The 20,300-nt window shown below is 64.8% G+C and carries 33 protein-coding genes and 1 pseudogene; all 34 read right to left on the bottom strand.

The genetic code is table 11. From position 1 onward, the window contains the following. Window positions 1-615 (bottom strand): RluA family pseudouridine synthase (locus QZ753_RS19230; RefSeq protein ID WP_294646164.1); only part of this gene is annotated, 615 nt, incomplete at its 3' end. A gap of 71 nt (window positions 616-686) precedes the next feature. After that, window positions 687-1,064: a fluoride efflux transporter CrcB gene (gene crcB, locus QZ753_RS19225; RefSeq protein ID WP_294646163.1), complete on the bottom strand. Its 378-nt coding sequence runs from the start codon at window positions 1,062-1,064 to the stop codon at window positions 687-689. A 4-nt stretch (window positions 1,065-1,068) separates the two neighbouring features. Then, window positions 1,069-2,403: a replication-associated recombination protein A gene (locus tag QZ753_RS19220; protein ID WP_294646162.1), complete on the bottom strand. Its 1,335-nt coding sequence runs from the start codon at window positions 2,401-2,403 to the stop codon at window positions 1,069-1,071. A gap of 6 nt (window positions 2,404-2,409) precedes the next feature. Further along, on the bottom strand, window positions 2,410-3,849 hold the full coding sequence (locus tag QZ753_RS19215; protein ID WP_294646161.1) for a DegQ family serine endoprotease: 1,440 nt from the start codon (window positions 3,847-3,849) through the stop codon (window positions 2,410-2,412). Between the two features lie 102 nt (window positions 3,850-3,951). Next, on the bottom strand, window positions 3,952-4,122 hold the full coding sequence (locus tag QZ753_RS19210) for a hypothetical protein (RefSeq protein WP_294646160.1): 171 nt from the start codon (window positions 4,120-4,122) through the stop codon (window positions 3,952-3,954). 228 nt (window positions 4,123-4,350) lie between these two features. After that, window positions 4,351-5,370, bottom strand: a complete 1,020-nt coding sequence (locus QZ753_RS19205; protein ID WP_294646159.1) for an NAD-dependent epimerase/dehydratase family protein — start codon at window positions 5,368-5,370, stop codon at window positions 4,351-4,353. Window positions 5,371-5,455: 85 nt separating this feature from the next. Continuing rightward, window positions 5,456-5,878 (bottom strand): 50S ribosomal protein L17, encoded by a 423-nt coding sequence (gene rplQ / locus QZ753_RS19200; protein ID WP_294646158.1) that lies wholly within the window; start codon window positions 5,876-5,878, stop codon window positions 5,456-5,458. Window positions 5,879-6,024: 146 nt separating this feature from the next. Then, window positions 6,025-7,044: a DNA-directed RNA polymerase subunit alpha gene (locus QZ753_RS19195; RefSeq protein ID WP_090964429.1), complete on the bottom strand. Its 1,020-nt coding sequence runs from the start codon at window positions 7,042-7,044 to the stop codon at window positions 6,025-6,027. Window positions 7,045-7,180: 136 nt separating this feature from the next. After that, window positions 7,181-7,570 (bottom strand): 30S ribosomal protein S11, encoded by a 390-nt coding sequence (rpsK, locus tag QZ753_RS19190; RefSeq protein ID WP_055885547.1) that lies wholly within the window; start codon window positions 7,568-7,570, stop codon window positions 7,181-7,183. A gap of 112 nt (window positions 7,571-7,682) precedes the next feature. Further along, a complete protein-coding gene (gene rpsM / locus QZ753_RS19185; RefSeq protein ID WP_055885544.1) occupies window positions 7,683-8,051 on the bottom strand; it encodes a 30S ribosomal protein S13 in 369 nt (122 codons plus the stop codon). A 170-nt stretch (window positions 8,052-8,221) separates the two neighbouring features. Then, entirely contained in the window at window positions 8,222-8,815 is a 594-nt protein-coding gene (locus QZ753_RS19180; protein ID WP_294646157.1) for an adenylate kinase, read from the bottom strand. Continuing rightward, entirely contained in the window at window positions 8,812-10,155 is a 1,344-nt protein-coding gene (gene secY / locus QZ753_RS19175; RefSeq protein ID WP_294646156.1) for a preprotein translocase subunit SecY, read from the bottom strand. Before secY ends, QZ753_RS19180 begins: the two co-directional genes overlap by 4 nt. A gap of 206 nt (window positions 10,156-10,361) precedes the next feature. Then, complete coding sequence (gene rplO / locus QZ753_RS19170; protein WP_090964423.1) at window positions 10,362-10,838, bottom strand: 50S ribosomal protein L15; 477 nt, start codon at window positions 10,836-10,838, stop codon at window positions 10,362-10,364. A 16-nt stretch (window positions 10,839-10,854) separates the two neighbouring features. Next, window positions 10,855-11,061 (bottom strand): 50S ribosomal protein L30, encoded by a 207-nt coding sequence (gene rpmD / locus QZ753_RS19165; RefSeq protein WP_156369158.1) that lies wholly within the window; start codon window positions 11,059-11,061, stop codon window positions 10,855-10,857. A 62-nt stretch (window positions 11,062-11,123) separates the two neighbouring features. Continuing rightward, entirely contained in the window at window positions 11,124-11,675 is a 552-nt protein-coding gene (gene rpsE / locus QZ753_RS19160) for a 30S ribosomal protein S5 (protein WP_055885533.1), read from the bottom strand. A 140-nt stretch (window positions 11,676-11,815) separates the two neighbouring features. After that, window positions 11,816-12,178 (bottom strand): 50S ribosomal protein L18, encoded by a 363-nt coding sequence (gene rplR / locus QZ753_RS19155; RefSeq protein ID WP_294646155.1) that lies wholly within the window; start codon window positions 12,176-12,178, stop codon window positions 11,816-11,818. Between the two features lie 10 nt (window positions 12,179-12,188). Next, window positions 12,189-12,722 carry a 50S ribosomal protein L6 gene (gene rplF, locus QZ753_RS19150; protein WP_294646154.1) on the bottom strand — a complete coding sequence of 178 codons (534 nt, stop codon included), beginning with the start codon at window positions 12,720-12,722 and terminating at the stop codon, window positions 12,189-12,191. 44 nt (window positions 12,723-12,766) lie between these two features. After that, window positions 12,767-13,165 (bottom strand): 30S ribosomal protein S8, encoded by a 399-nt coding sequence (gene rpsH, locus QZ753_RS19145; protein ID WP_294646153.1) that lies wholly within the window; start codon window positions 13,163-13,165, stop codon window positions 12,767-12,769. 12 nt (window positions 13,166-13,177) lie between these two features. Then, window positions 13,178-13,483 (bottom strand): 30S ribosomal protein S14, encoded by a 306-nt coding sequence (rpsN, locus tag QZ753_RS19140; protein WP_055885522.1) that lies wholly within the window; start codon window positions 13,481-13,483, stop codon window positions 13,178-13,180. Window positions 13,484-13,504: 21 nt separating this feature from the next. Beyond that, window positions 13,505-14,062: a 50S ribosomal protein L5 gene (gene rplE, locus QZ753_RS19135; RefSeq protein WP_055885520.1), complete on the bottom strand. Its 558-nt coding sequence runs from the start codon at window positions 14,060-14,062 to the stop codon at window positions 13,505-13,507. Then, a complete protein-coding gene (rplX, locus tag QZ753_RS19130) occupies window positions 14,055-14,378 on the bottom strand; it encodes a 50S ribosomal protein L24 (protein ID WP_055885517.1) in 324 nt (107 codons plus the stop codon). The genes rplE and rplX overlap by 8 nt, the downstream gene beginning before the upstream one ends. Window positions 14,379-14,390: 12 nt before the next feature. Further along, a complete protein-coding gene (rplN, locus tag QZ753_RS19125; RefSeq protein WP_055885514.1) occupies window positions 14,391-14,759 on the bottom strand; it encodes a 50S ribosomal protein L14 in 369 nt (122 codons plus the stop codon). 67 nt (window positions 14,760-14,826) lie between these two features. Next, complete coding sequence (gene rpsQ / locus QZ753_RS19120) at window positions 14,827-15,072, bottom strand: 30S ribosomal protein S17 (RefSeq protein WP_055885512.1); 246 nt, start codon at window positions 15,070-15,072, stop codon at window positions 14,827-14,829. Between the two features lie 12 nt (window positions 15,073-15,084). Further along, window positions 15,085-15,285, bottom strand: a complete 201-nt coding sequence (gene rpmC / locus QZ753_RS19115) for a 50S ribosomal protein L29 (protein ID WP_055885509.1) — start codon at window positions 15,283-15,285, stop codon at window positions 15,085-15,087. 11 nt (window positions 15,286-15,296) lie between these two features. Next, the gene (rplP, locus tag QZ753_RS19110) at window positions 15,297-15,710 is read right to left on the bottom strand and encodes a 50S ribosomal protein L16 (protein WP_055885507.1); all 414 of its coding nucleotides are present in this window, start codon (window positions 15,708-15,710) and stop codon (window positions 15,297-15,299) included. A 26-nt stretch (window positions 15,711-15,736) separates the two neighbouring features. Further along, complete coding sequence (rpsC, locus tag QZ753_RS19105; protein ID WP_294646152.1) at window positions 15,737-16,465, bottom strand: 30S ribosomal protein S3; 729 nt, start codon at window positions 16,463-16,465, stop codon at window positions 15,737-15,739. Continuing rightward, a complete protein-coding gene (gene rplV, locus QZ753_RS19100; RefSeq protein WP_055885501.1) occupies window positions 16,465-16,851 on the bottom strand; it encodes a 50S ribosomal protein L22 in 387 nt (128 codons plus the stop codon). Before rplV ends, rpsC begins: the two co-directional genes overlap by 1 nt. Before the next feature lies 1 nt (window position 16,852). Next, entirely contained in the window at window positions 16,853-17,131 is a 279-nt protein-coding gene (gene rpsS, locus QZ753_RS19095) for a 30S ribosomal protein S19 (RefSeq protein ID WP_055885498.1), read from the bottom strand. 12 nt (window positions 17,132-17,143) lie between these two features. After that, window positions 17,144-17,980: a 50S ribosomal protein L2 gene (rplB, locus tag QZ753_RS19090; protein ID WP_055885495.1), complete on the bottom strand. Its 837-nt coding sequence runs from the start codon at window positions 17,978-17,980 to the stop codon at window positions 17,144-17,146. A 26-nt stretch (window positions 17,981-18,006) separates the two neighbouring features. Next, a complete protein-coding gene (locus tag QZ753_RS19085) occupies window positions 18,007-18,300 on the bottom strand; it encodes a 50S ribosomal protein L23 (RefSeq protein WP_055885492.1) in 294 nt (97 codons plus the stop codon). Next, complete coding sequence (gene rplD, locus QZ753_RS19080; protein WP_055885488.1) at window positions 18,297-18,917, bottom strand: 50S ribosomal protein L4; 621 nt, start codon at window positions 18,915-18,917, stop codon at window positions 18,297-18,299. The genes QZ753_RS19085 and rplD overlap by 4 nt, the downstream gene beginning before the upstream one ends. Beyond that, window positions 18,917-19,633, bottom strand: a complete 717-nt coding sequence (gene rplC, locus QZ753_RS19075; RefSeq protein ID WP_055885486.1) for a 50S ribosomal protein L3 — start codon at window positions 19,631-19,633, stop codon at window positions 18,917-18,919. Before rplC ends, rplD begins: the two co-directional genes overlap by 1 nt. 63 nt (window positions 19,634-19,696) lie before the next feature. Continuing rightward, a complete protein-coding gene (gene rpsJ / locus QZ753_RS19070; RefSeq protein WP_006205468.1) occupies window positions 19,697-20,005 on the bottom strand; it encodes a 30S ribosomal protein S10 in 309 nt (102 codons plus the stop codon). A gap of 168 nt (window positions 20,006-20,173) precedes the next feature. Then, window positions 20,174-20,300: pseudogene (gene tuf / locus QZ753_RS19065) on the bottom strand (elongation factor Tu); the annotation flags it as partial.

Here is a 20,300-nt window from a genome sequence, read left to right as displayed (position 1 = left end):
GTCCCGCGTCTGCTCCTTGACGAGGTAGGTCGAGATCCGGCCGTCGTGCGGCGTCGGCACGCCCTTCACGAGGGCCCAGTAGAGCTTCTTGGTGTCGCGCTCGCGAAACGCCTTGGTCAGGGAGACGGCCGCGCCGCGTGTGCGCGCGACCACAAGGATACCCGACGTGTCGCGGTCGATGCGATGTACGAGACGCGGCTTCTCGCCCCGCTTGTTGCGCCAGGCCTCCAGCATCCCGTCGACGTGGCGGTTGACGCCCGAGCCGCCCTGCACAGCGAGGCCCGCCGGCTTGTTGAAGACGTAGACCTTCTCGTCCTCGTAGATCAGCATCTGGCCGAGTACGTCGCCGTCGTGCTTGTCGCGCATCGTGTTGGGCGTGAGGACGGCCGTCCGCGGCCGTCCGGCGTCCACACCCATCGGCGGTACGCGGATCATCTGACCGGCCTCGAGACGCGTGTCCGTCTTGGCGCGGCCACCGTCGATGCGAACCTGCCCCGACCGCAACAACTTCTGCAGGTGTCCGAACCCGAGGCCCGGATAGTGGATCTTGAACCAACGATCGAGGCGCAGGCCCGTCTCGTCCGCCTCCACCCTGATCTGCTCGACTACCGACATTTTCTTTTCCTATCGCTCTTGCCAAGGGCGATACAGCATTCGGCGCGCAGCCGGAACACCGGCGGCGATCTTCAGCCGAACTGACGGACGATGGCCAGCCCGGCCGCGAGCGCCAGAAGCCCGACGACCATCGACAGCCCGACGTAGAGCAGCGCCGTCCCTTGGGCTCCACCCTCCCAAAGGACGATCGCATCGAGACTGAAGGAGGAGAAGGTCGTGTAGCCGCCGAGCACGCCGACCGCGAGAAACAGGCGCCACTCCGGCGGCATCTCCACATGGCGGCCGAGCCAGGCGATCAGGGCCCCCATCGCGAAGGACCCGGTGATATTGACGAAGAGCGTTCCATAGGGAAAGCCGAGCCCCAGCCAGCGGCCGGCCGCCAGAGACACCCCGTAGCGCGCGACGCTGCCCAGCGCCCCGCCGATCGCGACCAGCACGACGTTCAACACCGGCTCATCTCCGCCGTTCCTGCCGGAGGCGGGCCCAGCGCTCCATCCGTTCGGCGATCCTCGCCTCCTCGCCGCGCCCGGTCGGCTGGTAGAAGCCGATGCGGCCCATGGCTTCCGGAAAGTAATCCTGTCCCGAGAAGGCGTCGGGGGCATCGTGGTCGTAGGCGTAGCCCGATCCGTAGCCCTCGTCTTTCATGAGTTTCGTCGGCGCGTTCAGGATATGTCGTGGGGGCAGCAGCGATCCGTGTTCCTTGGCCGCCCGCATCGCCGCCTTGTAGGCGACGTAGACGGCGTTCGATTTCGGCGCGGACGCGAGATAGACGACGGCCTGCGCCAGGGCGAGTTCGCCTTCGGGCGAGCCGAGATAGTCGTAGGCGTCCTTGGCCGCGTTCGCGACGAGAAGCGCCCGCGGATCGGCAAGCCCGATATCCTCCGATGCCATGCGCACGATGCGTCGGCCGAGGTAGAGCGGGTCTTCGCCCGCATCGAGCATCCGGCAGAGATAGTAGAGCGCTGCATCCGGATCAGACCCTCGGACCGACTTGTGAAGCGCGGAAATCAGGTTGTAGTGGCCGTCCTGTCCCTTGTCGTAGATCGGCGCCCGGCGCTGAACGACGGACCTCAGCCCCTCTCCGTCGAGGATCTCGCCCGGTCGTGCGGCGCGCCAGACCTCCTCGGCAAGCGTCAGCACGGCGCGCCCGTCGCCGTCCGCCATCCGCACCAGCATCTCACGCGCGGCCTCATCCAGCGGCAGCGGACGCTTCATCGCCTCTTCCGCACGCTGGAGAAGCTGTCCGAGGCTCTCGGCATCGTGCGCCCGGAAGGTCAGGACGCGGGCGCGGGACAGAAGCGCCGCATTGAGTTCGAACGACGGGTTCTCCGTCGTCGCTCCTACCAGCACAATGGTTCCGTCTTCCATCACCGGCAGAAACGAGTCCTGCTGCGCCCGGTTGAAGCGATGGATTTCATCCACGAAGAGTAGCGTCTGGCGACCAGTCGTGCGCCGCAGGCGTGCTGCCTCGAAGACCTTCTTGAGGTCCGCGACGCCGGTGAAGATCGCGGAAATCTGCTCGAACGCGTAGTCCACCTCCCGCGCGAGAAGCCGGGCCACGGTGGTCTTGCCCGAGCCCGGCGGACCCCACAGAATGACCGAGCCGAGCGACCCGCTCTCCAGCATCCGCGTCAGCGCGCCCTCGGGGCCGGTGAGATGCTCCTGACCCACGACGTCGGCGAGGCGCCCCGGCCGCAGCCGCTCGGCGAGCGGCCCGCTAACGGGCGCGGCCTTGCTTTCGCTCGGCCTCGACGGCTGGGGGGTGGGGTCGGCGAAGAGGTCGGCCACGTCGGATCAGCGCACGGTCTGCACGAGCCGCTGACCGTTGCGATCGACCTCGATCCGCCAGCCGCCCCGCTCGTTCGCCGCATCTTCCTCCAGTTCCTCGGTGGAGGCGACGTCCCGTCCGTTGAGGCTCGCGATGATGTCCTTCGGGCGAAGGCCGAGGCGCGCTGCCGGCGAGTTCCGCTCGACCTCCGTCACGACGACGCCACCGGCCGTCTGCGGCATGTCCAATTCGCCCGCGAGGCGCGGCGACAGGTTGGCGACCGTCGCACCCGCAAAGGGCGTGCGGCCATCCAGCGTGCGCTGGTCCCGCGCAGGCGTCTCCGGCGCGGCCTCGAGGGCAAGCCGCACCCGCTCGCGCTTGCCGTCGCCTGCCATCACTTCCAGATCCGCCTCGCGGCCGAGACCCGCGGTCGCGAGGCGGTAACCGAGCGTGTCGGGATTATCGACGGGGAAGCCGTTCATCGACAGAACGACGTCGCCCTCCCGCAGCCCGGCCTCGTCGGCGGGCGTCCCGCGTCGGACCATCTGCACCAGCGCGCCGGTCGGCCGATCGAGGCCCAGCGCCTCAGCCATGTCGGCCGTGACCGCGACGAAGCCGGCACCGATATAGGGCCTCTCGAACGGGCGCCCGTCACGAGCCGCATCCGTGAAGGCGCGAACCATGTTCGAGGGGATCGCGAAACCGATGCCGTTTGAGCCCCCCGACCGTGAGAAGATCGCCGTGTTCACGCCGACGAGCTCGCCGCGCATGTCGACCAGCGCACCGCCGGAATTGCCCGGATTGATCGCGGCATCGGTCTGGATGAAGTAGCCGACGTCGTTGACGCCGACATGCGTGCGCGCGAGCGCCGACACGATGCCATTCGTCACCGTCTGGCCGATGCCGAACGGATTGCCGATCGCGAGCACCAGATCGCCGATCTGCGTCGTGTCCGAATCGGCGATCGCAATGCTTGGGAACGGCTCGTCGGCCTCGATCTTCAGAACGGCGAGGTCGGCCTGCTCGTCCTTCGAAAGAATGCGCGCATCGAATTCGCGCCCGTCCGACAAGGCGACGCGGACTTCCTCGGCATCCGCGATGACGTGATGGTTGGTGACGATCAATCCGGCGGGATCGACGATGACCCCGGACCCGAGCGACGATTCGCGCCGGGTGCGCCCCTCTCCGCGACCGAAGAACTGTTCGAAGAACGGATCGCCCGCGAAAGGCGTGCGGACAGGCACCTGACGCGCCGCATAGACATTGACGACTGCCGGCGCGCTCTTCCGCACAAGCGGCGCGAAACTCAGCTTCACCTCCGCGTCCGATGCCGGCACGCGTTCGGCGGACCCTGCGGGCGCGATCGGTGCCGGCGCGGCAGGAGATTGAGCGGCCACGGGACCCAACATGGCCAGCAATGCCAGCGCCGTGACGCCGTTTCCGAGGGTCAGCCTGCGTAGCTTCATGGTCACCCGCCTCGATAATCGAATCATGTGCTTGGTATCGCGCGCAGTTCGAACGAAAAAAGGGCCTCGCGGCCCTTTTTCCATCATTCCAGACGTTGGCGCTCAGCGCGCGGTGACATCCTGCTGGATGTCGACCGCTGCGGTGGCCGGCAACTCGGCCGTCGCATAGCTCGCGGTCAGGATGCCGAAAGCAAAGACGGCGCCCAGAAGGGTCAGCATAGTACGACGCATCGAGAACTCGCTCGTGTGGGTGGAAGCGGTCCTATTTTCCATGATATCCGTAAAATCCGTCTAAACTCGCCGCAGAGCCGCTCGGCGGTCGCCCCATTCGCCTGAAAAATGCCGCAGACCACCAAAGGTTGCGTGCCGTTCATCCAAACTTGTGCGGAACTGCCGTCGCCGCCCTCATCGCACGGCCACAGGCAGCCCGCTATCGCGGCCGGGCAACACCCACAGGATATGCATTTCATCGCTTGAAGAGGCTGGGGATAGCTCGTCGCGTCAGACGCAGCCGTGCCGGGCGAGGCTCTCGCCGAGCGTGACCACCGCTTCACGCGCCGGGATGAATTGAATTCCAAGCCGCTCGCGTGCGGGCGACGTATCCACCGCCTTCGCACGCCCGAGATCGTCGGCCAGCATCGCCGCTCCCGGGGAGATCAGGGCGCCGAGACGGACCAGGGCCGACGGAAGCCTGTGTCGCGGCAGTCGCCGACTGCGATCGGGAAAGGCTTCGGCGAGATACGCGGCCAGTTGCAGAAGCGACGGCGTTTCCGGTGCTGCGAGCAGGAACCGCCGCCCGGCTTCCGGAGCCAGCATCGCCAGCACATGCGCCCGGGCCACATCGCGAACGTCGACCGATGGGATCGCGATATCAGGCAGCAAGGGCAGTCGCCCTTTCATCATCGACGCGATCAGTTGCGCCGAGGTGCCGAGCCGCGAATCGAGAACGGGGCCGAGGACGAGACCCGGATTGATCGTCGAAAGCGGGAGCCCGGTTTCGCGCGACACCTCCCAGGCTGCAAGTTCGGCGACGGTCTTCGAACGCGCATAAGGGGACACGGCGCGGCTTGTCAGATCCGTGAAATCACGCTCATCGAACGGGCGCGTCCGATCACGCGGGTATCCGTAGAAAACAGCCGCCACGGACGACGTGACCACGGCCCGCTCTGCGCCGGCCCGAGCGGCCGCCCGCAGGACGGTATCGGTTCCCTGTCTCGCAAGCTCCACCAGCCGGTCCGGCCGGCGCGGCTGAACGAGCGGGAAAGGCGACGCCGTATGGAGAACATACCGGCAGCCTGCGACGGCCTCCGCCCATCCTGCGTCGGACCCGAGATCGGCCTCGACGAACTCGCAGCGCTCGGGATCGCTCCCCACGCTGCGGACAACGGCACGAACCTCGTCCGCACGACCTCCGCCGCGCACCGTCCCACGCACGTCGAACTGCTCGGCGAGAAGAGCGAGGACGATGTGCTTCGCGATGAAGCCGGATGCCCCGGTCACCAAAACCCTGTCGCGTGCCATCCGTCGCCTCCCTGAAATTCAGGACAGCAAAAAGGGGCCTGCGGGCCCCTTTTCAATGCCAATCGGGTCGCGATGCGACGAAGCGTCAGGCCGCTTCGTTCTGCACTTCGGCCTCAAGGCGCGCGCGGTCCGCGGCGCCACGAGCGTTGACGTCACGCTCCACAAACTCGATGACGGCCAGCGGGGCGTTGTCGCCGCGACGGAAGCCCGCCTTCAGCACGCGGCAGTAGCCGCCGTTGCGGTCGGCGTAACGCGAGGCGATCGTGTCGAAGAGCTTGCGCACGGCAGCCTCGTCGCGGATCTGGCTGATGGCCTGACGACGGGCGTGCAGGTCGCCGCGCTTGCCGAGGGTGATCAGCTTCTCGACGATCGGACGCAGGTCCTTCGCCTTCGGCAGGGTGGTGACGATCTGCTCGTGCACGATCAGCGACGCCGCCATGTTGGCGAACATCGCCTTGCGGTGCTCGTGGGTACGGTTGAGCTTGCGGCCGGAATTACCGTGGCGCATGGGTGTTTCTCCTCAGTCAGGTCCGGCTTGGCGCCGGGGACGGCATCCTCGCAACCCGGCTTGATGCCGGTGCATGTGCCTTTGAATCTTTTGGGGTCATGCGTAGTGCCCGCCGCAGACGCGGCGAGCACCCTGTTCGGGTCGGATCAGTACTGATCCTCGTAGCGCTTGGCCAGATCGTCGATGTTCTCCGGCGGCCAGGCGCTGACTTCCATGCCGAGGTGCAGACCCATCGAGGCCAGCACTTCCTTGATCTCGTTCAGCGACTTGCGGCCGAAGTTCGGAGTGCGGAGCATCTCCGCCTCGGTCTTCTGGATCAGGTCGCCGATGTAGACGATGTTGTCGTTCTTCAGGCAGTTGGCCGAACGGACCGACAGCTCGAGCTCGTCCACCTTCTTCAGTAGGGCCGGGTTGAAGGCGAGCTCGGCGATCTGCTCCTCGGCGCCACGCACCTCGCGCTGCGGCTCCTCGAAGTTGACGAACACCGACAGCTGGTCCTGCAGGATGCGTGCGGCATAAGCCACGGCGTCCTCGCCGCTGATGGAGCCGTCGGTGACGATCTCCATCGTGAGCTTGTCCTTGTTCAGGTCCTGCCCCTCGCGGGTATTCTCGACCTTATAGGACACCTTCTTCACCGGCGAGAACAGGGCGTCGACGGGAATGAGCCCGATCGGTGCATCTTCGGCGCGGTTCTGGTCGGCGGGAACGTAGCCCTTGCCGGTGTTGACCGTGAACTCCATGCGAATCTCCGCGCCCTCGTCGAGGGTGCAGATCTCGTGCTCAGGGTTCAGGATCTCGATGTCCCCGACGGTCTGAATGTCACCGGCCGTGACGACGCCCGGGCCCGACTTGCGAAGCACCATGCGCTTCGGGCCGTCGCCCTGCATGCCGATCGAGACTTCCTTCACGTTCAGGACGATGTCCGTCACGTCCTCGCGCACGCCGGCGATCGAGGAGAATTCGTGCAGCACGCCGTCGATCTGGATCGCGGTGACGGCCGCGCCTTGGAGCGACGACAGGAGAACGCGGCGCAGGGCGTTGCCGAGCGTCAGGCCGAAGCCGCGCTCAAGGGGTTCCGCCACGAGCGACGCCTTCGTGCGGCTTCCGCCGTTCTTGAAGACGACCTGGTTCGGCTTCGTGAGGTTCTGCCAGTTGCTGGCGATCATGTCGCTTGCCTTTCAGCTACCTCGCCACCATCCAATCGTGGCGATAGGTCCCTTGGGAAGGATCGGCTTCCCGAATACGGCGAAAGCCGCGCAGCCCACGGCGGGCTGCGCGGCACAGTCTCGAAACTGCGCTCGCTTAGACGCGGCGCTTCTTACGCGGGCGAACACCGTTGTGCGGGATCGGCGTCACGTCGCGGATCGACGTGATCGTGAAGCCCGCGGCCTGCAGGGCGCGCAGCGCCGACTCGCGGCCCGAACCCGGACCCGAAACCTCAACTTCGAGGGTGCGCATGCCGTGCTCCTGCGCCTTCTTGGCGGCATCCTCGGCAGCGATCTGCGCAGCGAACGGCGTCGACTTGCGCGAACCCTTAAAGCCCTGTGCACCAGCCGACGACCAAGCGATGGTGTTGCCCTGCGCGTCGGTAATGGTGATCAGGGTGTTGTTGAACGAGGAGTTCACGTGGGCGACGCCCGAGGTGATGTTCTTGCGTTCGCGACGACGGATGCGCTGTGCGTCCTTGGCCATTTTCTTATCCTTGGATCTCGACACCGCCGTAATGCCGGCGGCTCCACCGGCCGGGAAGCGCGCGGCTTCCGGCCATCAAACACGACCGACCCGGATCCCCGAGTCGACCCAATTACTTCTTCTTGCCAGCAATCGCCTTGGCCGGACCCTTGCGGGTGCGGGCATTGGTGTGCGTGCGCTGACCGCGGACCGGAAGGCCGCGACGATGACGCAGGCCGCGGTAGCAGCCGAGGTCCATGAGGCGCTTGATGTTCATCGACGTCTCGCGACGCAGATCGCCCTCGACGCGATAGTCGCGGTCGATGAGCTCGCGAATCTGGAGCACCTCGGCGTCGGACAGCTCGTTCACGCGGCGCTCGGCCGAGAGGTTCGCCTTGTCCATGATCTCCTGCGCAAAGCGCGGGCCGATGCCGTGGATGTACTGGAGCGCGATGAGGACGCGCTTGTTGGTCGGAATGTTGACGCCTGCAATACGGGCCAAAAGAGCCTCCTTTGGTCGCGGATCCGCCACGACACTGATCTGCACGACCCGTCGGGGCCGCTCCTAAACGCCAAGCGACCGGACGCAAACGCTGCCGCGTATACGCCGATCGCCTGATGATGCGCGAATTGAACCGGTCCTTATAAGATTCCCCGGCCCTTAGTCAACCGTCAGGCCGAAACCTGTGTCGTCAGCAGCGTCTCGATCTCGTCGGTGACGTGATCGACCGGTGCCATGCCGTCGATCTCCCGCAGGAGACCGCGCTCGCGATAATACGGCGAGACGGCCGCCGTCGCCTGACGGAACTCCCGAAGACGCCGGTGGAACACCTCCGGCGTATCGTCCTTGCGAACCGGCAGGCCGGCTTCGGCGGTTTCCCGCGCGCGCTTCTCGATCCGCTCCATGAGCTTCTGCTCGTCGACGCGGAACTCCAGGACGGCGTCGATGGCGAGCTTGCGCTCATCCAGCATCTCGTCGAGCGCCCTCGCCTGCGCCACCGTCCGCGGGAAGCCATCCAGAATGAAACCCTTGCGGGCGTCGTCCTGATCGATGCGGTCCGCAACGATGCCGATGACGATCTCGTCCGAGACGAGCTGACCCGCATCCATCACGGCCTGGGCACGACGCCCCACATCCGTCCCCTTGGCCACGGCTTCCCGCAGCATGTCGCCGGTCGAAAGCTGCGGTATCCCATGCCGCTCGACCAGACGATGCGCCTGAGTCCCCTTCCCCGCCCCGGGGGGGCCCAGCAGTATGACCCTCATCGAGCTCCTCGCCTTCCTCCGCGCAGCTTCGCCTTCTTGACGAGGCCTTCGTATTGATGCGCCAGCAGGTGTCCCTGAACCTGGGCGACCGTATCCATCGTCACCGACACGACGATCAGCAGCGACGTACCGCCCAGATAGAACGGGATGCCGGCAGCCGAGATCAGGATCTCCGGGAGAAGGCAGATCACCACGAGGTAGATCGCCCCGACCACGGTAATGCGGGTGAGAACGTAGTCGATGTAATCGGCGGTCCGCTCACCCGGACGAATGCCCGGAATGAAGCCGCCATGCTTCTTCAGATTGTCCGCCGTATCCTTCGGATTGAAGACGATGGCGGTGTAGAAGAACGCGAAGAAGGCGATCATGCCAGCGTAAAGCAGCATGTAAAGCGGCCGACCGTGGCCAAGCGACGCGATGATCGCGGTGGCCCATCCCGGCAAGCGGCTCGTGTCGGCGAAGTTCGCGATCGTGACCGGCAGGAGCAGCAGAGACGACGCAAAGATCGGCGGAATCACGCCGGCCGTGTTCAGCTTCAGCGGCAGGTGCGACGTGTCGCCTTGGAACATCCGGTTGCCCACCTGGCGCTTGGGATACTGGATCAGGAGACGGCGCTGCGCGCGCTCGAAGAACACGACGCCTGCGATACAGGCGACGACCACGACGACAACGATCAGGATGATCGCAGTCGACAGCGCGCCCGTACGGCCAAGCTCTAGGAGATTGGCTAACGCCGACGGCAGGTTCGCCGCGATGCCGGCGAAGATGATCAGCGAGATACCGTTGCCGATGCCGCGCGCGGTGATCTGCTCACCGATCCACATCAGGAACATCGTGCCGCCCACAAGCGTGATGACGCTCGAGAGGATGAAGAAAGTGCCCGGGTTGGTGACGATGCTGCTCGTCGACTGCAAGCCCGCCGCGATCCCGTAAGCCTGGACGGTCGCCAGGAGCACGGTGCCGTAGCGCGTGTACTGGTTGATGATCTTCCGGCCGGACTCGCCCTCCTTCTTAAGGGTTTCGAGCGATGGAATAACCGAGGTCATCAACTGGATGATGATCGACGCGGAGATATACGGCATGATGCCGAGCGCGAAGATCGCCATGCGCCCGACGGCGCCACCGGCGAACATGTTGAACAGGCCGAGAATGCCCGTCGACTGCTGCTGGAACGCCTGTGCCAGCGCGTGCGGATCGATGCCGGGCATCGGGATGTAGGTGCCGAGCCGATAGACCAGGAGCGCCCCCAGCGTGAACCAGATGCGCTTCTTCAGGTCTTCCGCCTTCGAGAAGGCGGAGAAGTTCAGGTTTGCGGCAAGTTGTTCCGCGGCCGATGCCATGTCTGCGCTCTCTCCGGATGATCCGACGCGGGCAGCCCAACGCAATGCGCGAGCCACGCGGACGATTCCGACACGTTCGTGACGTTATGTAGAACGGCCTAGCGAAGCGAATTACAAGACAAATTCGGTCGTCGGGCGGTCCCAAAAGAAAAAAGCCGCCCTCGTGCGGGAGGGCGGCTTTCGAACTTCAACCGCGAAGCGGAGTATCAGGCTTCCGCCGCGGCCTTCTGCGGCACGGTGAGCGAGCCACCGGCCTTCTCGACCTTCTCGATGGCCGAGCGCGAAGCGCCGTCGGCCTGGATCGTCAGCTTGGCGGAGACCTCTCCGTCGCCGAGAATCCGCACGCCGTCGCGCGAGCGACCGACGAGGCCGGCGGCCTGAAGGGCCGCCATGTCGATCGTCGCCTTGGCGTCGAGCTTGCCGGCCTCGATCGCCTTGGCGATCTTGTCCAGCGAAACGACGTTGAAGGTCTTCGCGAAGATGTTCACGAAGCCGCGCTTCGGAAGGCGACGATAGAGCGGCATCTGGCCGCCCTCGAAGCCGTTGATCGCAACGCCGGAGCGGGCCTTCTGGCCCTTGACGCCGCGACCACCGGTCTTGCCGGAACCCGAACCGATGCCACGGCCGAGACGCTTACGCGAATGGGTGGCACCGTCCTTGTCGGCGATCTCGTTGAGCTTCATCTCGTTTACTCCCGGCTCACTGGCCGTCGACGACGCGGACGAGGTGGCTGACCTTGGCGATCATGCCACGGACCGAAGGCGTATCCTCCAGCGTCCGAACGCGGTGCAACTTGTTCAGCCCGAGGCCGATCAGCGTGGCACGCTGCTCGCTCGGACGGCGGATCGGGCTTCCGATCTGTTCGACGGTGATCGTCGAGCCCTGGACTTGGGTCTTGGACATCATTCGGCTCCTTGGATGGGGACGACGGGCTGCAAGCGCGAGAGTTCCGCGCTCGCGCTGCTCCATCAGTCCTCAGCGCCGACCAGGTCGCGACGGCGCGCCTGGAGCGTGGAATACTTGATGCCGCGACGGGCAGCGACATCCTTCGGATGCATCTGACCCTTCAGGGCGTCGAACGTGGCGCGAACCATGTTGTAGGGGTTCGACGAGCCGAGCGACTTCGCGACGACGTCGTGCATGCCGACGGCCTCGAATACGGCGCGCATCGGACCACCGGCGATGATGCCGGTACCGGCCTCGGCGGTGCGCAGGAGCACCTTGCCGGCGCCGTGGCGGCCCGCGACGTCGTGGTGCAGCGTGCGGCCATCGCGCAGCGGCACGAAAATCAGGTCGCGCTTGGCAGCTTCCGTGGCCTTGCGGATGGCCTCCGGCACTTCGCGTGCCTTGCCATGGCCGAAGCCGACGCGGCCCTTCAGGTCGCCGACGACGACGAGCGCGGCGAAGCCGAAGCGACGGCCACCCTTGACCACCTTGGCGACGCGGTTGATGTGGACGAGCTTGTCGACGAAGCCGTCATCCCGCTCTTCGCGGTCGTTACGTTCATTGCGAGGCGCCATATCCTGTCCTTGTTTTTTTCCGGAGGCGTCCTGGGGAAGGTGCCGATCAATGCGGCACCCGGCTTAAAGCATGACACGGCCGGCAGGAAAACCCGCCGGACCGCATTCATACCGAAGATCGTCGACCCGAAGGTCGAGGATCAGAAGTTCAGGCCACCCTCGCGGGCGGACTCTGCAAGAGCCTTGATGCGACCGTGATAGATGAAGGCGCCACGATCGAACACGACGTCGGTCACGCCGGCTTCCTTGGCGCGCTCGGCGACGAGCTTGCCGACCGCCGCAGCGGCCGCGATGTCGGCACCCGTCTTCAGGTCGCCACGCAGGCCGACGTCGAGCGTCGAAGCGGCGGCCAAGGTCCGGCCGGCTGCGTCGTCGATGATCTGGGCGTAGATGTTCTTCGAGGACCGGTGCACGGACAGGCGCGGACGCCCGTTCGAAACGGCCTTGAGCGAGCGGCGGACGCGGGATGCGCGGCGCCGGAGGAGTTCCTTCTGCGTTGCCATGTCCCGAGCCTTACTTCTTCTTGCCTTCCTTACGGACGATCTTCTCGCCCGCGTACTTCACACCCTTGCCCTTGTAGGGCTCGGGACCGCGATACTCGCGAATCTCCGCGGCGACCTGACCGACCTGCTGCTTGTCGATGCCGGTGATCACGATCTCGGTCGGCTTCGGCACGGCAATCGAAATGCCCTCCGGAACCGGGTAGAGAACGTCGTGGCTGAAGCCGAGCGCCAGCTGCAGGTTCTTGCCCTGCATAGACGCGCGGTAGCCGACGCCGGAGATTTCGAGACGCTTCTCGAAACCGTCCTTCACACCCGACAGGATGTTCACGATCATCGTGCGGGACATGCCCCACTTCGAACGCGCAACCTTCGAGTCGTCGCGCGGGTCGACCTTGATCGACCCGTCTTCCATCTTCACGAGCACTTCGTCGTTCACCACGAACGACAGCTCACCCTTCGGGCCCTTAGCCCGGACGGTCTGACCGTCGACCGAGGCGGTGACCCCGCCCGGGACGGCAACCGGCTTCTTGCCAATACGAGACATCTGAGAACCTGTCCGTTGATCGCTTGGGAGACCTCGATGCCGCGTCAGAAGACGCGGCAGAGGATCTCGCCACCGACGTTCTGTTCGCGAGCGGCGTGGTCCGCCATGACGCCCTTCGGGGTCGAGAGCACCGAGATGCCCAAGCCGTTGGCGACATGCGGGATCGTCTTCGCCGAAACGTAGACGCGACGGCCGGGCTTCGACACGCGGGAGATCTCCTTGATGACCGGAGCGCCCTCGTAATACTTGAGCTCGATATTGAACTCAGCCGTACCGTTCTCGAACTTGATCTCGGAATATCCGCGGATGTAGCCCTCGTCCTTGAGCACGTCGAGGACGCGTGCGCGGAGCTTGGAGGCCGGGGTGGCGACCGACGTCTTGCTCCGCATCGTAGCGTTGCGGATGCGCGTCAGCATATCGCCGAGAGGATCGGAAAGTGCCATTGCAGTGCCTCCTTACCAGCTCGACTTGACGATGCCCGGGATCTGCCCGGTGTTGCCGAGGTCGCGAAGGGCGATACGGCTCATCTTCAGCTTGCGATAATAGGCGCGCGGGCGACCTGTGACCTCGCAGCGGTTGCGCACGCGAACCTTGGAGGAGTTGCGCGGCAACTCAGCCAGCTGGAGCTGAGCGCGGAAACGCTCCTCCATCGAGGCTTCCTGGTTCGTCGTCACGGCCTTCAGCGCTTCGCGCTTGGCCGCGTACTTGGCGACCAGCTTCTGCCGGCGCTTATTCTTCTCGATGGCGCTCTTCTTGGCCATAACTTTTCCTTTCGCCTGCCGTTACTGGCGGAACGGGAAGTTCAGCGCCTTCAGAAGGGCGCGGGCTTCTTCGTCAGTCTTCGCCGTCGTACACACGATGATGTCCATGCCCCACATCTGATCAACCTTGTCGTAGTTGATCTCGGGGAACACGATGTGCTCCTTCAGGCCCATGGCGAAATTGCCACGGCCATCAAAGCTCTTCGGGTTGAGGCCGCGGAAGTCACGCACGCGGGGCAGAGCGATCTGCACCAGGCGATCCACGAACTCGTACATGCGCTCCTTGCGAAGAGTAACCTTCGCGCCGATCGGCATGTTCTCGCGCACCTTGAACCCGGCGATCGAGTTCCGGGCGCGCGTGATGACGGGCTTCTGACCGGCGATCTTCGCCAGGTCTTCCGCCGCGATCGTCGGCTTCTTCGAGTCGCCGGTGGCCTCACCGACGCCCATGTTGATCACGACCTTGTCGAGCCGCGGAACCTCCATCTCATTGGAGTACTTGAACTCCTCGAGAAGCTGCTTGCGGATCTCGTCGCGGTATACGGCCTTGAGCCGAGGCGTGTAGCTGGTCTCAGCCATCGATCTGTTCTCCCGAACGCTTGGCGACGCGCACCTTCTTTGCGTTCTCGCCCTCGCCGACAACCTTGAAACCGACGCGGGTCGGCTTGCCATCCTTCGGGTCGGCGACCGAAAGGTTCGAGAGGTGGATGGGGGCCTCCTTGGAGACGATCCCGGCTTCCTGGCTGGCGGACTGCTTCTGGTGGCGCTTCACCAGGTTGACGCCGGAGACGACCGCACGGTCCTCCTTCGGCATGACCTGGAGCACCTTGCCCGAGCGGCCCTTGTCCTTGCCGGCCAGCACGACGACGTTGTCGCCCTTCTTGATCTTCTGCATCGGTCCGGCTCCTTACAGCACTTCCGGGGCCAGGGAAATGATCTTCATGTGGTTCCGACCCCGCAGCTCGCGCGGGACGGGTCCGAAGATACGAGTTCCGACAGGCTCCTTCTTGTTGTCGATCAGCACCGCCGCATTGCGGTCGAAGCGGATCACGGAACCGTCCGGGCGGCGGATGTCCTTGGCCGTGCGAACCACGACCGCCTTCATCACGTCACCCTTCTTCACGCGGCCGCGCGGAATGGCCTCCTTGATCGAAACGACGATGATGTCGCCGACCGAGGCATACTTCCGCTTCGAGCCGCCCAGCACCTTGATGCACATGACACGACGGGCGCCGGAATTGTCCGCCACATCGAGGTTTGTTTGCATCTGAATCATGTCAGGCCGCCTTCAAATCACGAGCAGCCGGGGAGCGCAGGATCATGCGCTGCACCCGAGCCTATATTCACTGAGCCGAAGCCTGGGAGGCAACGACGATCCAAGTCTTGTCCTTCGAGATCGGCTTGGTCTCCTCGATGGAGACGATGTCGCCGACCTTGTACTGGTTGGATTCGTCGTGCGCCTTGTACTTCTTCGACCGGCGAACGGTCTTCTTGAAGAGCGGATGCGTGAAGCGACGCTCCACGAGCACGACGACCGTCTTGTCATTCTTATCGGAGACCACGGTCCCCTGCAAAACGCGTTTCGGCATAGTTGACTACCTTCAGGCCTTGGCCGTGCCGGCCTTCTGGCGGGCAATGGTCTTGATCCGGGCGATGTCCCGACGGACTTCCTTAACACGAGACGTGTTCTCGAGCTGGCCCGTGGCACGCTGGAAGCGCAGGTTGAACTGCTCCTTCTTAAGCTTGCCGAGGTCGGCCGTCAGCTCGTCCTGCGTCTTCGTGGTGAGGTCGGAGGCTTTCATCGAATTTCTCCTTACTCGGCGATGCGCTGGATGAACCGCGTGCGGATCGGAAGCTTCGCCGCGCCAAGGCGCAGGGCCTCGCGAGCGACGTCTTCCGCCACGCCGTCGATCTCGAACATGATACGACCGGGAGCGACGCGGGCCGCCCAGTACTCGATCGCACCCTTGCCCTTACCCATGCGGACTTCCGTCGGCTTCGCGGTGACCGGCAGATCCGGGAAAATCCGGATCCAGACGCGGCCCTGGCGCTTCATCTGACGGGTGATCGCGCGGCGAGCCGCTTCGATCTGGCGGGCGGTGACGCGCTCCGGCTCGAGGGCCTTCAGACCGAAGGTCCCGAAGCTGAGCAACGAGCCGCCCTTGGAGTTGCCGTGAATGCGTCCTTTGAACGCCTTCCGGAACTTCGTGCGCTTTGGTTGCAACATTTCCTATTACTCCGAAACTTCGACTATCAGGCGTGCTCGCGCTCGCGCTCACGACGACGGTTGTTGCCGCCACCGGAGTTCGAGCCGTCGCCTTCGACCGCACGACGCTCGGAAGCCATCGGATCGTGCTCCAGGATCTCTCCCTTGAAGATCCAGACCTTCACGCCGCAGACACCGTACGCCGTATGAGCTTCCGCGGTGCCGTAGTCAACATCCGCGCGAAGCGTATGCAGCGGAACGCGGCCCTCGCGGTACCATTCCATGCGGGCGATCTCCGCGCCGCCGAGACGTCCGCCGCAGTTGATGCGGATACCCTCGGCGCCGAGGCGCATCGCCGACTGAACGGCGCGCTTCATTGCGCGGCGGAACGCAATGCGGCGCTCCAGTTGCTGGGCGATCGACTGCGCCACCAGCGTTGCGTCCGTCTCGGGCTTCCGGACCTCGACGATGTTGATGTGCGTCTCGGCGTTGGTCATCGCCGACAGCTTCTTGCGAAGCTTCTCGATGTCCGCGCCCTTCTTGCCGATGACGATGCCCGGACGCGCCGAGTGGATCGTGATGCGGCACTTCTTGTGCGGGCGCTCGATCACAATCTTGGAGACCGCCGCCTGCTTCAGCTCGTTGAGGAGGTACTTGCGGATCGCAAGGTCCTCGTGGAGCAGCTGGCCGTACTCGCCGGTGTTGGCGAACCAGCGGGAGTCCCAGGTCCGGTTGATGCCGAGGCGCAGGCCGATCGGATTGACTTTCTGACCCATTACGCGGCCTCCTCTTCGGCCTTCTCGCGGACGATGATCGTCAGGTGCGAGAACGGCTTCTCGACCCGGCTCGCCCGACCGCGACCGCGGGCGTGGAAACGCTTCATCGTAATCGACTTGCCGACGAAAGCCTCGGCGACGACCAGCGTGTCGACGTCGAGATCGTGGTTGTTCTCGGCGTTCGCGATGGCGCTTTCCAGCGTCTTCTTCACCGTCTCGGCGATCCGCTTGCGCGAGAAGGTCAGGTCCGCGAGAGCGCGGTCCACCTTCTTGCCGCGGATCATCTGCGCGACGAGGTTGAGTTTCTGCGGGCTCACGCGGATCGTACGGGCGACAGCCTTCGCCTCGTTGTCCTTGAGCACGCGCTCGGCCTTGGCCTTACCCATGTTACTTCCTCTTCGCCTTCTTGTCGGCGCCGTGGCCGTAATAGGTACGGGTCGGGGAGAACTCGCCGAACTTGTGTCCGACCATATCCTCGTTGACCGAGACCGGGATGTGCTTGTTGCCGTTGTAGACGCCGAACGTCAGGCCAACGAACTGCGGCAGGATCGTGGAGCGACGGCTCCAGATCTTGATGACTTCGCTGCGACCACCCGAGCGGACCTTTTCGGCCTTCTTCAGGAGGTAGCCATCAACGAACGGACCTTTCCAGACGGAACGTGTCATGGAGTGTTTCCCTTACTTCTTGCGCTGATGGCGCGAGCGCATGATGAACTTGTCGGTCGCCTTGTTCTGGCGCGTGCGCTTGCCCTTCGTCGGCTTGCCCCACGGGGTCACCGGGTGACGACCACCCGAGGTGCGACCCTCACCACCGCCGTGCGGGTGATCGACCGGGTTCATCGCGACGCCGCGAACGTGCGGGCGACGACCGAGCCAGACCGAACGGCCCGCCTTGCCGAGGTTGATGTTGCCGTGGTCCGGGTTGGACACGGCACCGACCGTGGCGAAGCACGAACCCGAGACAAGGCGCTGCTCACCCGAGTTCAGGCGCAGGATCGCCATGCCCTGGTCGCGACCGACCAGCTGTGCGTAGGCGCCAGCCGAACGAGCGATCTGGCCGCCCTTCATCGGCTTCATCTCCACGTTGTGGATGATGGTGCCGACCGGCATCGCCGACAGCGGCATCGCGTTGCCCGGCTTCACGTCGATGCCGGTGAGACCCGCCACCACCTTGTCGCCGGCAGCCAGACGCTGCGGAGCCAGGATGTAGGACAGCTCGCCGTCCTCGTAGCGGATCAGCGCGATGAACGCGGTGCGGTTCGGATCGTACTCAAGACGCTCCACCGTCGCGACGACGTCAAGCTTGCGGCGCTTGAAGTCGATCATGCGGTATGTGCGCTTATGACCGCCGCCCTGATAGCGGGCGGTGATGCGACCCATGTTGTTGCGGCCGCCGCTGGAATGCAGGCCCTCGGTCAACTGCTTGACCGGCTTGCCCTTCCAGAGGCCCGAGCGGTCGACCAGCACCAGCTGACGGGTGCTCGGGGTGACCGGCTTGAAGTTCTTCAGTGCCATGATCTTCTATTCCTCGCAGCCAGCCGTCAGAGACCGGTCGAGACGTCGATGGACTGACCTTCGGCCAGCGTCACGATCGCCTTCTTCTGGTCGCTCTGGCGGCCTGGACGGCCGCGGAAGCGCCGCACCTTGCCCTTGCGGACGAGGGTGTTGACGGCAGTGACCTTGACACCGAACAGAGCCTCGACTGCCGCCTTGATCTGCGGCTTGGTCGCGGTCTTCGCTACGTTGAAGATCACCTGATTGAACTCGGAGACCAGCGTCGACTTTTCAGTGATGACCGGGCTCGTGATGACGTCGTAGTGGCGCAGATCGCTCATTTGAAGCGCTCCTCGAGGGCCTCGACGGCAGCCTTCGACAGGACAAGCGTCTGACGGCGCAGAATGTCGTAAACGTTGATGCCCTGAACCGGCAGAACGTCGATGTTCGGGATGTTGCGCGCCGAGCGAGCGAAGTTCTCGTTCAGCTGCGCGCCGCCGATGATCAGCGCGTTCGTCAGGCCGAGGCCCGCGAACTGAGCCAGCACGGCCTTGGTCTTGCCGTCGGCCGAGGTCAGATCGTCGATGACGATCAGGCCGCCCGACTTGGCCTTCGCCGAGAGGGCATGCTTGAGCGCGAGCGCGCGCACCTTCTTGGGAAGGTCGTGAGCGTGGCTTCGCGAGACCGGGCCGTGGGCCTTGCCGCCGCCGCGGAACTGCGGAGCGCGAGCCGAACCATGACGAGCGCGACCGGTGCCCTTCTGCTTGTAGAGCTTGGCACCCGTGCGGGCGATCTCGGCGCGGCCGAGCGACTGGTGCGTGCCCTGCTGGCGCTTGGCGAGCTGGTAGCGAACCATGCGCTGGAGGATGTCCTCGCGCGGCTCGAGACCGAAGATCTCGTCAGCGAGGGTCACCGAACCGGCTTCGGCGCCGGCGAGGGTCTTGATCTTGATGTCCATTACTCGGTTCCCTCGGAAGCGGCCGAAGCGCCGTTGTTGGCGGCCTGGCGCAGGGCAGCCGGTTTGGGGGCGTTCTCGGGGAGCTTCGCCTTGACCGCGTCACGGACGAGGATCCAGCCGCCCTTCGAGCCCGGCACGGCGCCGCGGATCAGGAGGAGGCCCTTCTCGGCGTCCGTGCGGACGACCTCGAGGTTCTGCGTCGTCACGCGGGTCTGGCCCATGTGACCGGCCATCTTCTTGTTCTTGAAGACCTTGCCCGGATCCTGACGCTGACCGGTCGAACCATGCGAACGGTGCGAGACCGACACGCCGTGCGTCGCGCGAAGACCACCGAAGTTGTGGCGCTTCATGACGCCGGCGAAGCCCTTACCGATCGAGGTGCCGGTGACATCCACCAGCTGGCCCGCGACGAAGTGGTCGGCCGTGATCTCGGCGCCCACGTCGATGAGGTTGTCGTCCGACACGCGGAACTCGGCCATCTTGCGCTTCGGCTCGACGGAGGCCTGGGCGAACACGCCGCGCATCGCCTTCGAGGTGTTCTTCACCTTGGCGGTGCCGACACCGAGCTGAACGGCGGTGTAGCCATTCTTGTCCTGGGTGCGCTGACCCACGACCTGAAGGTTCTCGACCTTGAGAACCGTGACCGGCACATGCTCGCCCGCATCATTGTAGATGCGGGTCATGCCGACCTTCTGTGCAATCAAACCTGAACGCATTCTCGTTCTTTCTCCAGAGGAACCATGAGACCCCGAAAGGTCTTGCCGGTTCTTGTCCGCTCGTTAGAGCTTGATCTCGACGTCGACGCCTGCGGCGAGGTCGAGCTTCATCAGCGCATCGACCGTCTGCGGGGTGGGGTCGACGATGTCGAGCAGCCGCTTGTGGGTGCGCATTTCGAACTGCTCGCGGGACTTCTTGTCCACGTGCGGCGAGCGGTTGACCGTAAACTTCTCGATACGGGTCGGCAGCGGGATGGGCCCGCGCACGTTGGCGCCGGTGCGCTTCGCCGTCGATACGATCTCGCGGGTGGAAGCGTCGAGCACACGGTGGTCGAACGCCTTCAGGCGGATGCGAATATTCTGGCCGTTCATTGCATTCGTCCTTCCGTCGGAGCCATGCCGGAGTGCCGGCGCTTTCCGATCGCTAAACAGTCTTCAGCCAATCAAACCGGACGCCTGAACGGCGCCCGAACCGCCCCGAAGGGCAAAGAGAACGCGGCGGTGTAGACCGCCACGCCCTTGATTTCAAGAGGCCGAGCGTTACTCGACGATCGAAGCGACGATACCGGCGCCGACGGTGCGGCCGCCCTCGCGGATAGCGAAGCGCAGCTTCTCTTCCATCGCGATCGGAACGATCAGCTTGACGTCCATCGTCACGTTGTCGCCC

The organism is uncultured Aureimonas sp. (assembly GCF_913775355.1).
Taxonomy (GTDB): Bacteria; Pseudomonadota; Alphaproteobacteria; order Rhizobiales; family Rhizobiaceae; genus Aureimonas.
The sequence above is the reverse complement of the archived record's forward strand: the minus strand, read 5'-3'. Positions and strand labels throughout refer to the sequence as shown.